This is a genomic window from Rhizobium sp. CF080 (genome assembly GCF_000282095.2).
Lineage (GTDB): Bacteria > Pseudomonadota > Alphaproteobacteria > Rhizobiales > Rhizobiaceae > Neorhizobium.
In genome coordinates this window covers 972739-987073 of the sequence record NZ_AKKC02000002.1, presented here as the reverse complement: position 1 = coordinate 987073, position 14335 = coordinate 972739, and the positions used below count along the sequence as shown (strand labels likewise).

At 63.2% G+C, this 14335-nt stretch carries 12 protein-coding genes; 7 read left to right on the top strand and 5 right to left on the bottom strand.

The window, feature by feature from the left end; all coding sequences use genetic code 11:
- Window positions 1–21 precede the first annotated feature (21 nt).
- The gene (locus PMI07_RS05930) at window positions 22–1071 is read right to left on the bottom strand and encodes a glycoside hydrolase family 5 protein (protein WP_024163601.1); all 1050 of its coding nucleotides are present in this window, start codon (window positions 1069–1071) and stop codon (window positions 22–24) included.
- 312 nt (window positions 1072–1383) lie between these two features.
- Here PMI07_RS05930 and purU point away from each other — a divergent pair, with 312 nt between their 5' ends.
- From purU to PMI07_RS05915, 3 genes are all read left to right on the top strand, one after another.
- The gene (purU, locus tag PMI07_RS05925; protein WP_007765636.1) at window positions 1384–2268 is read left to right on the top strand and encodes a formyltetrahydrofolate deformylase; all 885 of its coding nucleotides are present in this window, start codon (window positions 1384–1386) and stop codon (window positions 2266–2268) included.
- Window positions 2269–2353: 85 nt separating this feature from the next.
- Complete coding sequence (locus PMI07_RS05920; RefSeq protein ID WP_007765633.1) at window positions 2354–4999, top strand: aminotransferase class III-fold pyridoxal phosphate-dependent enzyme; 2646 nt, start codon at window positions 2354–2356, stop codon at window positions 4997–4999.
- A gap of 432 nt (window positions 5000–5431) precedes the next feature.
- The gene (locus PMI07_RS05915; protein ID WP_007765631.1) at window positions 5432–5629 is read left to right on the top strand and encodes a hypothetical protein; all 198 of its coding nucleotides are present in this window, start codon (window positions 5432–5434) and stop codon (window positions 5627–5629) included.
- 55 nt (window positions 5630–5684) lie between these two features.
- Here the strand turns inward: PMI07_RS05915 and PMI07_RS05910 are convergent, their stop codons facing one another.
- Both PMI07_RS05910 and PMI07_RS05905 read right to left on the bottom strand, forming a co-directional pair.
- Entirely contained in the window at window positions 5685–5921 is a 237-nt protein-coding gene (locus tag PMI07_RS05910) for an Lrp/AsnC ligand binding domain-containing protein (RefSeq protein ID WP_007765628.1), read from the bottom strand.
- 53 nt (window positions 5922–5974) lie between these two features.
- Window positions 5975–6913, bottom strand: a complete 939-nt coding sequence (locus tag PMI07_RS05905; RefSeq protein ID WP_007765625.1) for a LysR family transcriptional regulator — start codon at window positions 6911–6913, stop codon at window positions 5975–5977.
- 98 nt (window positions 6914–7011) lie between these two features.
- On the opposite strand from PMI07_RS05905, the gene PMI07_RS05900 reads away from it, so the two are divergent.
- Genes PMI07_RS05900 through PMI07_RS05890 form a run of 3 tightly spaced genes read left to right on the top strand, consistent with a single transcriptional unit; the run spans window position 7012 to window position 10896 of the window.
- Complete coding sequence (locus PMI07_RS05900; protein ID WP_007765623.1) at window positions 7012–8295, top strand: FAD-binding oxidoreductase; 1284 nt, start codon at window positions 7012–7014, stop codon at window positions 8293–8295.
- A 57-nt stretch (window positions 8296–8352) separates the two neighbouring features.
- On the top strand, window positions 8353–9894 hold the full coding sequence (locus PMI07_RS05895) for an aldehyde dehydrogenase family protein (RefSeq protein ID WP_007765621.1): 1542 nt from the start codon (window positions 8353–8355) through the stop codon (window positions 9892–9894).
- Window positions 9895–9897: 3 nt separating this feature from the next.
- A complete protein-coding gene (locus PMI07_RS05890; RefSeq protein WP_007765619.1) occupies window positions 9898–10896 on the top strand; it encodes a P1 family peptidase in 999 nt (332 codons plus the stop codon).
- Here PMI07_RS05890 and cobD read toward each other — a convergent pair.
- Window positions 10877–11911 (bottom strand): threonine-phosphate decarboxylase CobD, encoded by a 1035-nt coding sequence (cobD, locus tag PMI07_RS05885; protein WP_024163599.1) that lies wholly within the window; start codon window positions 11909–11911, stop codon window positions 10877–10879. The two genes, PMI07_RS05890 and cobD, sit on opposite strands and share 20 nt — an antisense overlap.
- Window positions 11912–11915: 4 nt before the next feature.
- Between cobD and cbiB the strand changes: the two genes are divergently transcribed.
- Entirely contained in the window at window positions 11916–12881 is a 966-nt protein-coding gene (gene cbiB / locus PMI07_RS05880; protein WP_007754881.1) for an adenosylcobinamide-phosphate synthase CbiB, read from the top strand.
- Here the strand turns inward: cbiB and PMI07_RS05875 are convergent.
- On the bottom strand, window positions 12865–14334 hold the full coding sequence (locus PMI07_RS05875) for a cobyric acid synthase (protein WP_007754885.1): 1470 nt from the start codon (window positions 14332–14334) through the stop codon (window positions 12865–12867). The two genes, cbiB and PMI07_RS05875, sit on opposite strands and share 17 nt — an antisense overlap.
- Between the last annotated feature and the right edge of the window lies 1 nt (window position 14335).

Here is a 14335-nt window from a genome sequence, read left to right as displayed (position 1 = left end):
CTTAAACTCTCCGGGGCGATTTTACCGATCGCAGGCGGATTGTTCCGAAAAGATGCGGGAGAGAATCTGCATCTGCGGCCGGTCACCGCTTTTGGTCGGCTGGATGTTGAGCGGCTCGTCTTCCGGCCACCAGTCGCCGCCGGCCCAATAGGACCAGCCAAGCCAGACATCGGCCCCCTGCTCCACCGTCTTGACCATCTCCGCGAGTGCCGGCAGGCAATCCGCAGTGGCGGGTGTCGCAAACTCGCCGAGATATCCGCGCTGGCCATGGTCCCGAAGCCAGCCGGCAACATCGCCAATTGCCTTCACGGCCTCCGCCGCCCGCGAGCATTCGGTATTCTTGCCGGAGAAATCCGTATCCAGATATTGATGGACCTCATAGGCATAATTGTCCTTGGGGTCGGAGATGGCGAGCATCACGGAGGCATTCGGCGTGCCGTAATCGCCGACAAGCCAGCTGTGGGCGCCGGTCCAGGCCGTGCCCGGCACCAGCACGAGATTGGCGGCTCCCGTCTGGCGGATGGCGCCGATCGCGCTGTTGGCGGCGGAAAGCCAGTCCTCGGCCGAAATGTCGTAGGGTTCGTTCATCAAACCGAAAGCGACCCCGTCGATGCCGGCAAAAGCTGCGGCAAGCCGGCGCCAGAAATCGGCAAAGGCGCTTTGCGGCACCGTTTCGGAACCGATCAGCTGGCCGCGGAACCGGGCGTAATTGTGGGGATCGAGAATGACTGCCATGCCACTGGCGCGGATCAGCCGGACGGTATCGCGCAAACGCTTGAGTTCGGCCGAATCGAGCCCCTTGTAGAGTTGCGGCTGGAGTCTTTCCCAGAGAAACGGCAGACGGACGGTGTTGAAGCCTCTAGCGGCGAAATAGTCGATCGTTTCCTTGGAAGGATAGATATAGCCCTTGCCGTAGTCATCACCGAGATCGCCGAACTCGGCGCCGGCGAGGTTCACGCCGCGCAGGCAGGCGGTCTTTGCCTCGGCCGAAGCGCCCGCCACCGCCAGGGACACCAGAACGCCCAACAAACGCGAGACGCGGCGGCCGATTTTTCGGGACCTCTGCTTCAAGTCTTCCTCCAGTGCGAAGCCGCAACCTGCCACCATAACCTTTAGCAATTACGAATCGCTGCCCGAAGCCGCTTCCGCGGCGGTGATGCGCGCGCCGACGACGCAAAGGGAACGGAATTTTGTACAGCCGGCCTTAAGGTCGAGGGACGGGAAGCAGGCCCAAACGAATATCGAGAAACGCTGTACACATTTTTCGGGTAAGGCCTGGCTCTCTTAGGCAATTTTCCCTTTCTGGAAGGGTTGGATATTGTCCGGCATCGTTTTTATGTATACACGAAATGGCCAACCGATGGCGGAGGAGGGAGAATTGAGATGAAGAGTTATGTCCTGACCGTATCCTGCAAGACAACGCGGGGCATTGTCGCAGCGATTTCCGGCTTTCTGGCGGAAAAGGGTTGCAACATCATCGACTCGTCCCAGTTCGATGACCTCGACACCGGCAGGTTCTTCATGCGCGTCAGCTTCCTGTCCGAAGAGGGCGCCGAACGTCCGGCGCTGACCGAGGGTTTCAAGCCGATCGCCGACCGGTTCGGGATGGAATGGGAGATCTTCGACACCGACGAGCGGATGAAGGTCCTGCTGATGGTCTCCCGTTTCGGCCACTGCCTCAACGACCTCCTCTATCGTTGGAAGATCGGCGCGCTGCCGATCCATATCGTCGGCGTCGTCTCCAACCATTTCGACTACCAGAAGCTGGTCGTCAACAACGACATTCCCTTCCACCACATCAAGGTGACGAAGGAAAACAAGCCGCAGGCCGAAGCCCAGCTTCTCGATCTCGTCGAGCAGAGCGGCACCGAGCTCATCGTTCTTGCCCGCTACATGCAGGTTCTCTCCGACAATCTCTGCAAGAAGATGTCCGGCAGGATCATCAACATCCACCACTCCTTCCTGCCGAGCTTCAAGGGCGCCAACCCCTACAAGCAGGCCTATACGCGCGGCGTCAAGCTGATCGGCGCAACGGCGCATTACGTCACCGCCGATCTCGACGAGGGTCCGATCCTCGAGCAGGACACGGTGCGCATCACCCATGCCCAGAGCGCCGACGACTATGTCTCGCTCGGCCGCGACGTCGAAAGCCAGGTGCTCGCCCGCGCCATCCACGCCCATATCCATCACCGCACCTTCATCAACGGCAACCGCACCGTCGTCTTCCCGCCGAGCCCCGGTTCCTACGCGTCGGAGCGCATGGGCTGAGGCTCAGCCAAAGTTGGTAAAAAGGCCTATGGACGCAGGTCTTTAACGCTCTATCCTCTTCGGAAGCGCCCTTCCGGAGAGGTTCATGTCCGACGTCCTGCCAGAGCTTATCGAGCCTCCTTCAAACGAGCTTTCGATCGACGCGATCGAGGACGTTCTGCGCGACCACTACGGGCTCTCAGGCCAGGTTTTCCCGATCGAGGGACGGCAGAACCCCTATTTTCTGATCGATAACGGCCATATGCGGTATCTGCTTAAGGTGGCGCCCGCCGACGGTCCCGTCGAGGAGATCGAGGCCGAACACGCCTTGATGCGCCATATCCTGCGCAGTCCGGACGGGCCGCGGGTTCCCGAGCCCGTGGCGACCAAGGATGGCGGCGACACGCTCGTCCTGCCGCTCGGCGGCGAGGATCGGCGCATCCGCCTGCTCACCTTTCTCGAAGGAACACCCCCGCCGACCGGTGAAAAACTGTCGGATCACGCCATCGCCGCCTTCGGGTCGATCTCGGCGGAGCTTGTAAAAAGCCTCCAGGATTTCGAACATCCGGTCCTGCAGCGCGAGCCGGTGGGAGACCTGCGCCAGGCCGGCCCGCAGACGGTCTCCCTTCTGTCCGCCGTTACCGACCAGGAAATCCGCGACGTGATCGCCAAGGCGATGGTGACGGCGCTCCGGCGCATCCAGCCGCTGGGTTCGAGCCTCAGGGTCGCGGCGGCGCATCAGAACTTGAATGCCGGAACCGTCATCGGCGAGGATGCGGACGGCACATGGCTGCCGACCGGCTTGACGGACTTTACCGGCATTTCAAACGGCTGGCTGGTTGCTGGTTTCGCCAATACCTGCGCCTATCTGCTTGCAGACCGCGACGGAGATCCATTCGCGCTGCTGCCGGCGATCCGCGCCTATCACGAGATCTACCCATTCACCCTGACCGAACTCGAAGCACTATGGCCGCTGGTCGTCGCGCGCACCGGCATCCTCGCGGCCGAGGCCGAGAGCCAACAGGCGCAATCGCCCGATGATCAGCAAGCGAGGGAAGTGACCGAAAAACGCCGTGCCGTGCTGAGCGGCGCAACCTCCGTTTCGCCGGCGCGGGTGTTTGCAGCCATTCTGGATGCGACGGGGACCGTGAAGCCGTTGCCGGAGATCGGCCGGCTCCTGCCCGATATCGACCCGGACACCTTCCGGATGGTGGACCTGAGCGTCACCAGCCCGCTGCTCTACGGCGGCAACTGGATGGACGCCGACAACGACTGGAAACTGCTCGCCCATATCGCCTGGGAAACCGGCCGCGCCAGCACCCGCTACGGCGAGTACCGTCTCTCGAAAAGCAGCACAGATCCGCAGCAGGAGCCGGAAAGCTTCGCACTCCACATCGACGCCTGCCTGCCCGCCCGGACGGCGGCGGTGGCGCCCTTCGCGGGAGTGCTGAAAACCGCCGGCCCCCGTCTCGTTCTTGTCGGGCGCGACCTCACCCTGCATGTCGAAGGTCTCGAATGCACGCTTGCCGAAGGGACGGAACTCGCCGCGGGCGATCCGCTCGGTGTGATCGCCGGGGCCGACGATTCGGTCGGCGGCCTGCGGCTCAGGTTCTGCCTCGACCCGGATCTCGTGCCGCCGCTCTTCTGCACACCTGCCGAGGTTGGCACGTCGTCGAGATTATATCCTTCTCCCTCGGCGCTGCTCGGCATAGAGGCAAATGCCCCGGCTCCCGGACACCCCGATCAGCCGGTCCGCGGCTGGAAGGAATATCTGTTCGACGCGACGAGCCGTACCGCACTCGATCTCGGCGGCCAGGCCCCGCTGATCGGCCACGGTCACCCGCGCCTTGCTGCGGCGACCTACCGCCAGGCCCTGCTGCTCAGCCGCACCACGGGCCAGCCATCCGAACCGGAGGACGTTTTGCGCGCGCAACTGGCCGAGCTTGCGCCCGAAGGGCTGAGCCATGTCTCATTTGCCGCCGGCCGAGGCGACGCCCTCGATCTCGCCTTCCGGCTTGCCCGCGCTCACACGAACAAGGGCCGCATCATCGGCCTGCCGGGTTTCCGGGTGGACCACCGGGATCCGGACCTGTTCACTGTACCGTCCGTCGGGACCGCTGCCGACATGATCCACGATCTCGACGATGTCGCCGCCGTACTGGCGGAAGGGCATAATGAAGCCGGACACCTGGACGAACCCCTGGCGGAGCTTCGGGAAAAGGCCGGTCTTCTGATCGTCGATGAAACGGGAACCGGCTATGGCAGGCTTGGCCATCACACCTGGGGTTTCTCGCACCGGGGGCTCGCCCCGGACATACTGATCGCAGACGGGCCGGGCGGCGGAACGCCGGCACTTCTGATGACGCGACCGGAAATCGCGGCAAGTCTTGCCGCGGATGAACGCCGGCCAGCCATCTGCCCGGTCAAGGCCGCCGCAGCCGCGGCGGCGCTCGATGTCATCAGGGAAGAACAATTGCGGGAAAACACCCGCGAAATCGGCAGCCATCTGAAGACGCGGCTCGAAAGTCTGGCTGAGCGTTTTCCGGCGATCGTTGCGGTAACGGGCAGCGGCATGCTGCTCGCCATCGATCTCGCCGACGAGGCGGCAGGCCTCGGTGAACGGCTGCGGCCCGGCTTCATCGTGGACGACAGTATCCCGAAGCGCATTGTTCTGCGTCCGCCGCTGTGCCTCAGCCGTCAAAGCGCCGACAGGTTCGTGGACCGGATAGGAGCCCTGCTCTCGGAACGTTGAGCTCGCCGATCCGGCCTTTGCCGGAAATTTTGCCGCCTCCATCCTTGCTTGGTTGGAAAAGCCACCTATCTCAGGGCTGACAGGCGATGACCAAGAATCGCGAATGAAATTTCACAATTCGGCCTTCTTCCTGTCATCAGTCGGAAAAAAATTCTAGATAGATTGATTTTCGTTGATCATTCTGTGGGATTCGCTTACAGATGATCTTCATTCGGCCGGCCTGAGTCTGGCCGGCTTTCGCGCAACGCCATGAAGGGAGAGTGACATGTTTAAATTCGTCCGCGTCGCCGCCTTTGGCAAGATCGCGTTCAAAATGAATGGCACGGATCGCCGCTCCCTTCCGTGCTGTCGAATGTAACGCTTCAGTTCAATCGTTCCTGAAAATTTCATTCGCCAGAGCTGTGTCGCAAACAGCCATAGCGGGAGTCTGCCATGCAGAAGCAAGTAATCGAATTCGGCGGCGAGCCCGTCGGTATTGTCATTCCTGACGCGGATCGGCTGAAGTTCATCGCCGTGAAATTCCATGTCATCGATCTGGACGAACAGCGTTTCGGCTCTGCCGACGAAGTGCGTCTTGCGATCCGCGAGCTGGTTCGCTCGCGCAACAGCGCCTCCGCGGCGCATGTCTGATATTTTTTTAATTCGAATTCCAAAAGCCGCCCCTGTGGCGGCTTTTTTATTGCGCTCAGAACGCGGTAAAAGTCATCGTCGTCAACGAGCGCTCGATGCCAGGAATGGAAGCGATCTTCTCGTTCACGAAGCGGCCGATCTCGTCATTGTCCTTGATATAGACCTTCAACAACAGATCCCAATCGCCGCTGGTCGAATAGAGTTCGGACGCGAGCTCGGTCTTGTAGATGGCGTCGGCAACCTCGTAGGTCTTGCCGGGCTTGCAGCGGAGCTGGACGAAAATAGGTTTCATGGACGTCTTCCCGTCGGTCGGATCGATTTCGCGATCATGATGGACATGCCCGACTATTGGCCGATGCGGCCGCCGTTCGCAAGCGTATCCTGGCGAATCTCTTGCCCGTGGATTTCCCGGATGATCCAGTCCCGGAAGGCGGCAAGCGGCGGGTAGGTGGCCCGGTCGGGCGGATAGGCGAGATGATACTGCCCGGTCTGCATCCTCTCGGCCTCCACCGCAGGCACCAGCAGGCCCTGCTCCAGCTCCCGGCCGATCAGGAACCGCGGCAGCAGCGCGGCACCGAGCCCGGCGGTCGCAGCCTCCACCATGGTGATGAACTGATCGAAGAGCATGCCATGCAATGCATCGAATACGATCCGATTCTTCGAGAACCACAATTCCCAGGCATCAGGCCGCGTATTGAGATGCAGGAGCGGCGCCCGAAGCACATCAGCCGGTGTCTGAAGATCATGCCGCAGTTTGAATGCCGGACTGCAGGCCGGCACGACCTCCTCGTCCATGAGGAAGGTGAGTGCCGCGCCCGGCCAGCGGGCAGCACCGAAATGAATGGCGGCATCCAGCGTATCGAATCGGAAATCAAACGGTTCGAGCCGCGTGATCAGGTTCACGACCATGCCCGGATAGGCATCGAGAAAGCGTCCGATCCGCGGCGTCAGCCAGCGCGTGCCGAAAAACGGCAGGATGGCGAGATTCAACGTGCCGCCGGAAGGATTGGCCCTGAGATTGAGCGATGCATGCGAAATGCGCCTGAGCGCTTCGCGCACCTCGCGGGCATAACCGTCGCCGGCAAGCGTCAGCCGGATCGTCTGGCGTTCGCGCAGGAACAGCGCCACGCCGAGCTGTTTCTCCAGCGCCGAGATCTGCCGGCTGACAGCGCTCTGGGTGAGGCCGAGCTCGTTTGCCGCAGCCGTGACGCTGCCGGTGCGGGCAGCAGCCTCGAAGGCGGAGAGCAGCGAGAATGACGGGAGAAAGCGCCGGGGCGGCAGCATGTCATTCCTCCAGAGAATGATCTGTTGAGAACATGTCGATATTCATCGATAAAGGCTCCCTGTAAAGAGTTGGCGATCAACCCTCCCGGACAATCATCATGCTGAACGATCCCCGCTCTCACGGCCTCTGGGAAAAGACCGCTCCCGCCCCGCCGCTCACCACCCGGCTGGAGGAAGCGGTATCTGCCGATGTGGTGATTGTCGGCGGCGGTTACACGGGCCTTTCGGCAGCCCTGCATCTCGCAGAGGCAGGAACCGATGTCGTGCTGCTCGAGGCAGCGGAGATCGGCTTCGGTGGCGCCGGCCGCAATGTCGGCCTCATCAATGCCGGCATGTGGGTGATGCCGGACGATTTCCCGAAGGAGCTCGGTCCCATCTACGGCGAACGCCTGCTCGGTCTGCTCGGCAATGGCCCTGCCCTCGTGCGCGAACTGATCGAGAAACACGCCATCGCCTGCGAGCTTGAAAAGAACGGCACGCTGCATTGCGCGGTTGGTCCCGAAGGGCTGAAGGAGCTGGAGGAACGCGCCAGGCAATGGCAGGTGCGCGGCGCCCCGGTGACCTTGCTCGATGCAGCCGAAACCGAGCGGCGCGTCGGCTCGACTGCCTATGCCGGATCGCTGCTCGACATGCGCGCCGGAACGCTGCAGCCGCTCGCCTATGCCCGCGGCCTCGCCCATGCGGCGGTGAAGGCCGGCGCCAGGCTCCATACCGGCAGCGCGGTGATGGCCACCGGTGAGGTAGACGGCCGAAAATTCGTCAAGACCGCGTTCGGCCAGGTCGTCGCCGACTGGGTGATCGTCGCGACCGACGCCTACAGCACCGGCCCCTGGGAACAGGTACGCCGCGAACAGGTCTATCTGCCCTATTTCAACCTCGCCACCGCGCCGCTCAGCGATAACCTGCGCCGCTCGATCCTGCCCGGACTGGAAGGCTGCTGGGACACCAAGGACATCCTCTCCTCCTTCCGCATGGACCAGGCCGGCCGGCTTGTCTTCGGTTCGGTCGGCGCACTGCGCGGCACCGGAACGGGGATCCACAAGAGCTGGGCACGGCGCTCGCTGAAGCGGCTTTTCCCCCAGCTCGGAGATGTGGAATTCGAGGCCGAATGGTATGGCCAGATCGGCATGACCGACAATGCCCTGCCGCGTTTCCACAAATTCGGCCCCAACGTCCTCGGTTTTTCCGGTTACAATGGCCGCGGCATCGCGCCGGGCACGACATTCGGCAAACTGCTGGCACGCCATATCCTCGGCGAGGTTTCGGAAACCGACCTGCCGCTGCCGCTGACCGAGGTTCAGGAACCCGGCTTCCGCACTATCAAGGAAGCTTATTATGAAGCGGGCGCGCAGATCGCCCATTTCGCTGGCGAACGGTTCTGATTGTAAAACCGCCGCCGATTTGTAGATTGACGCACAATTCGACACCCGGAGACTGATATGACGCTCGCCACACTCGACCTCGCCGCTGAGGTGAAAACCATTCTGAGCGATCTCGGCGTCAAAGCCGAAAGCTATACCGGCGGCACGCTCGCCGTCCGTTCGCCGATCACCGGCCTGGAAATCGGCAAGCTGCCGGAAGAAACCGCCGCAGGCGCCGCAAAGGCGATCGACGCCGCCCACGCGGCCTTCCTCGAATGGCGTCTGGTACCGGCCCCGAAGCGCGGTGAACTGATCCGCCTGCTCGGCGAGGAACTGCGCGCTGCCAAGACGGCCCTCGGCCGGCTTGTCTCCATCGAAGTCGGCAAGGTCACCTCCGAAGGCCTCGGCGAAGTGCAGGAAATGATCGACATCTGCGATTTCGCGGTCGGCCTTTCCCGCCAGCTCTACGGCCTGACGATTGCCACCGAACGCTCCGAACACCGGATGATGGAGACCTGGCACCCGCTCGGCGCGATCGGCATCATTTCCGCCTTCAACTTCCCGGTCGCCGTCTGGTCCTGGAATGCGGCGCTCGCCATCGTCTGCGGCAATTCCACCGTCTGGAAGCCGTCGGAAAAGACGCCGCTGACCGCGCTCGCCACCCAGGCGATCTTCGAAAAGGCGCTCGCCCGTTTCGTCGCCGATGGCGGGAAGGCCCCGAAGAACCTCTCGACCCTGCTGATCGGCGGCCGCGACATCGGCGAAGTCCTGGTCGATCACGACAAGATCCCGCTCGTCTCCGCAACCGGCTCGACGGCCATGGGCCGGGCCGTCGGGCCGCGGCTTGCGTCGCGCTTTGCCCGCTCGCTACTAGAACTCGGCGGCAACAACGCCGCGATCGTCGCGCCGACGGCCGATCTCGACCTGACGTTGCGCGGTGTCGCCTTCGCCGCCATGGGCACGGCCGGCCAGCGCTGCACCTCGCTGCGTCGCCTGTTCGTGCATGACAGCGTCTATGAAACACTGGTGCCGCGCCTCGCCAAGGCCTACCAGTCCGTGACGATCGGCAGCCCGCTCGAAACCGGCAACCTAGTCGGCCCGCTGATCGACAAGGCGGCTTACGACAAGATGCAGAAGGCCCTGGAAGCCGCCAAAGCCGAAGGCGGCAAGGTGACCGGCGGCGAACGCGTTCACCAGAACGAGGCGGCCGAGGCCTATTACGTCCGCCCCGCCATCGTCGAGATGCCGGCCCAGACCGGTCCGGTCAAGGATGAGACCTTTGCGCCGATCCTCTATGTGATGAAATATTCGAGCCTCGACGAGGCCCTCGTCCTGCACAACGACGTGCCGCAGGGCCTTTCCTCCTCGATCTTCACCAATGACATGCGCGAGGCCGAAACTTTCGTCTCCGCCCGCGGTTCGGATTGCGGCATCGCCAACGTCAATATCGGCCCCTCGGGCGCCGAAATCGGCGGCGCATTCGGTGGCGAGAAGGAAACCGGCGGCGGCCGCGAATCCGGCTCCGACGCATGGCGCGTCTATATGCGCCGCGCCACCAACACGCTGAACTACGGCCGCACCCTGCCGCTCGCGCAGGGCGTCAAGTTCGACATCGAATAACCGATGGCCGATACGCTCAATCTGTTGACCGATATCGGAGGCGTGGCCGTCGGCCATGCCACCGATCTTGCCCTGGGTTCGGGCGTCACGGCTATTATCTTCGACGAACCGGCAATCGCCTCCGGCTCGGTGCTCGGTGGTGCGCCGGGCGGGCGCGATACCGCGCTCCTCGATCCTTCTATGACTGTACAGACGGTCGATGCCTTCGTTCTGTCCGGCGGCTCCGCCTTTGGCCTCGATGCGGCCGGCGGCGTGCAATCGGGCCTGCGCGAGATCGGCCGCGGTTTCCAGGTCGGCAGCGTCCGCGTGCCGATCGTGCCGCAGGCGATCCTGATGGACCTGCTGAACGGCGGCGACAAGGACTGGGGCCTGTATTCGCCCTATCGCGAGATGGGGTACGAGGCCTTCAGGACCGCCGCCAGGGGTCCGTTCGCACTCGGAACCATCGGTGCCGGAACGGGTGCCACGACGGCGACGTTCAAGGGCGGCATCGGCTCGGCAAGCGCCTGGACTTCGACAGGCCATACGGTTGCGGCGCTTGTGGCCGCCAACGCACTGGGCTCGGCGACAATCGGCGAAGGTCCGCACTTCTGGGCGGCTCCCTTTGAAGAAGAGAAGGAGTTCGGCGGGTTTGGACTACCTCAGACCTTCGACAATCGTATGCGCCTCAAGGGCCGCAACGTGACCTCAACGACGATAGGCGTCATCGTCACCGATGCCGTGCTCACCAAGGCGCAGGCACACCGGCTTTCCATCCTTGCCCATGACGGCCTCGCCCGGGCGATCCTGCCGGCGCACCTGCCGTTCGACGGCGACACGATCTTTTCAGCGGCGACCGGTGCGAAACCTTTAAACGACCCGTCGGATTTCATGGAAATCTGCCATCTGGCGACGCTGGTAACTGCCCGTGCCGTGGCCCGTGGCGTCTACGAGGCGACGGCTTTGCCCGTTGCAAACGCCCAGCCCGCCTGGCGCGACAAATTCAATTTGCCGGCTCAATAGTTTTCATGGCTCCTTCGAGCCGCGGCCAGTCGCTGTCGCCGGGAAGACCGATCCTGAGATCATCGGGCCGTTCCTCGAACCGGCGCACCAGAATGCCGTGTTCTCCGAGGTGCCGGAAAATCGCCTGCGCGCGCGGATCGCGGATGAAGCGGAACAGCGACGTTCCGCCCATAACGGGTATTCCGGCGGCACGGAGCAGAGCATCCAGCCGCGCCGCATCCGCTTTCAGCCTCAGCCGCATCGCCTGCTGCCATCTGACATCGCCGAGTGCTTCGTTCGCCACCTGCAATGCCGGACCGGACACCGCCCAGGGGCCGAGCCGGTTCTCGATACGCGCGATCGTTTCCGGGTGCGACATCACGAAGCCGAGCCGCAAGCCGGCCATGCCGTAGAACTTGCCGAAGGACCGCAGCACCACCAGCCCGCCGGCATCCACCGCGTCAATGACGCTTGATGCTTCCGACACATCCATGAAGGCCTCATCCACGACCAGGAGCCCGCCTTTTGCGCGCATGATTGCGGCAAGCGCCAAAAGGTCGGCATGCGGGACGATACGGCCGGTCGGGTTGTTGGGATTGACGATGACGGCGAGGTCCGCTTCCGCCAGCGGATCCAGATCGGCGGTTTCCATGACCTCGAAACCAGCCAGCCGTGCCACTCGGGCATGTTCCGCGTAGGTGGGGGAGAGAACCGCAGCCTGGCCTTTCCGCGCGATCAGATCGGCGACAATCGGCAACAGGATCTGAGTTCCCGGCCCCGCCGCGACATGTGCTGCCGAGGGCACGCCGTAGGAGGCAGCGGCAAGAATCTTCAGCCTTTCCGCCGATGCGACGTCAGGCAGTCGCGTGAAAACATTGTCGGGCAGGGGCGAATGCGGATAGGAATGCGGGCTGATACCGGTGGAGAGATCGACCCACGGTTCCGGCGCGTGGCGAAACAGCGCCCGGGCGCGGGAAAGATTGCCGCCGTGCTGTATCGGATCGCCAATCTCATCGCCAATTTCAGGGCCTGCCACCTTCATGTTCCTTCTCGCATTCCTCGCCCTGATTATTGAGCGCATCTTCGGTTATCCGGACTGGCTGTTCCGGCGCATCGGCCATCCGGTCACCTGGATCGGCGCGCTGATATCCCGGCTCGACCGCGATTTGAACCGGGAAAGCGACGATTTCTCCACACGGAAGCGAAAAGGTGTCCTGGCGCTTCTGGCGCTTCTCGGCATCACCATCCTGCTCGGACTGGTGATCGAATACGACCTGAAGCTGATCCCCCTCGGACCGTTCCTGCTGGTTCTGATCGCCGCCAGCCTCCCCGCTCAGAAAAGCCTGGAAACTCATGTGGAAGCCGTCGCGACGGCGCTGCGGGATGGAGGTTTGGAAGCCGGGCGGAAGGCCGTGTCGAAAATCGTCGGGCGCGACCCCGAAAAGCTCGATGAAGCCGCCGTCTGCCGCGCGGCGATCGAGAGCCTGGCCGAGAATTTTTCGGACGGCGTCGTGGCGCCGGCCTTCTGGATGGGGATCTTCGGGCTTGCCGGTGGCGTCGGCTACAAGGCGGCCAATACCGCCGACAGTATGATCGGCCACAAATCGCCGCACCACGAAGCGTTCGGCTGGGCCGCCGCCCGTTTCGACGATCTTATCAACCTGCCCGCCTCGCGCCTCAGCGCCCTTCTTTTCGTGGTCGCAGCAGGTTTCATCGATCGCGCCTCGCCAGGCAACGCGATCCGCGCCGTCAGGCGGGATGCCCGCCATCACCGTTCGCCGAATGCCGGTTGGCCGGAAGCGGCGATGGCCGGGGCGCTCGGCATCGCACTCGCCGGACCGCGCAGCTACGGCGGACAGATGATCGAGGCGCGGTTCATGGGCGAGGGCGGCCGTTCCGAACTCAACTACGACGACATCCGCCGCGCACTGAAGCTTGCCCGCGTCGCCGACGCTCTGCTGATCGGCCTTTTCGGCCTTCTGGCGTGGATCATCTGGCAAGTTTGAGCAGCCCGTCAAGATCGAGGTGCTTTTCCATATGGGCGGCCAGCCGGTCCAGCACCGCGTCGACGCCCGCTTCATAGTCGAGGCCCGATGCAGAGCCTCCCAGCCGCGTCAACCAGGCCGACCGCTGCCGGTCGTCTGAGAACAAGCCATGAAGATAGGTGCCCCAGACGCGGCCATCCGCCGATATCGCCCCTTCCGGGTTGCGGCCGACGATTGAGAACGGGTACTGGCAATCCGCGCCAGACGTACGCCCGATATGCATTTCATAACCGGATAGAGAAATTCCGTCGAAACTCTCGCCCGAGACGGCTTCCAGCCGTTTATCGCCGGAAAGAACCGTCTCGACATCCAGCAAGCCCAAGCCTTCGATCGAGCCGGGCGGCCCTTCGGTTCCGTCCGGATCGGAAATGGTTTTTCCAAGCATCTGATACCCGCCGCAGAGGCCGAGCACCCGACCGCCACGGCGGACATGCGCGGCGATATCGACGTCGAAACCGGCCGCCTTCAGCGCCCGCAGATCGGATATCGTCGCCTTCGAACCAACCAGCAGCACGAGATCGCAATCGCCGGGAATGACCCGCCCCGGCCTCACGCGGATCAGATCGACATCAGGCTCCGCTTCCAACGGATCGAGATCGTCGAAATTGGAGATATGCGGCAGGATCGGCACCGCGATCTTAATCTTCGCACCAGCCTTCCGCACCGAAGGCGCATTGAGGCCGAGCGCATCTTCGGCCGGCAGCCGGGCCGCATCGGCAAAATGCGGCAACAGTCCGATCGACTGCCATCCGGTCAGATCCCCGATTATACGCATGCCGTCTGCGAACAAGGCCGGGTCGCCCCGAAAACGATTGACGATAAAACCCCGGATCATCGCCGCATCTTCGGGATCGAGCACCAGCCTGGTCCCGGCAAGGCTGGCGATCACCCCGCCGCGATCGATATCGCCGATCAGCACCACCGGCACGTCTGCGGCCCGCGCAAACCCCATATTGGCGATGTCGTTCCGACGCAGATTGATTTCCGAAGCGCTCCCGGCGCCCTCGACCAGAACCAGATTGGCTTGGTTGCGGAGGATTTCGAAGCTTTCCAGAACTCGCGGCATCAGTGTCAGTTTCAGGTTCTGGTATTCGACAGCCTTGGCATTGCCTTCGACCTTGCCCTGAACCACCACCTGCGCGCCGACCTCGCTCTGCGGCTTCAGAAGTACCGGGTTCATATGGACGCTGAGCGGCACCCCGGCGGCGCGGGCCTGCAGCGCCTGCGCCCGGCCGATCTCGCCGCCGTCCGCGGTGACCGCCGCATTGTTCGACATGTTCTGCGGTTTGAACGGCAGGATCTTCAGGCCACGCAGCGTAAAGGCGCGGGCAAGCCCGGCCACGACCAACGACTTGCCCACATCCGAGCCCGTTCCCTGAAACATCAGCGCCCGAGCTGGCTTGATCCCGGCCATC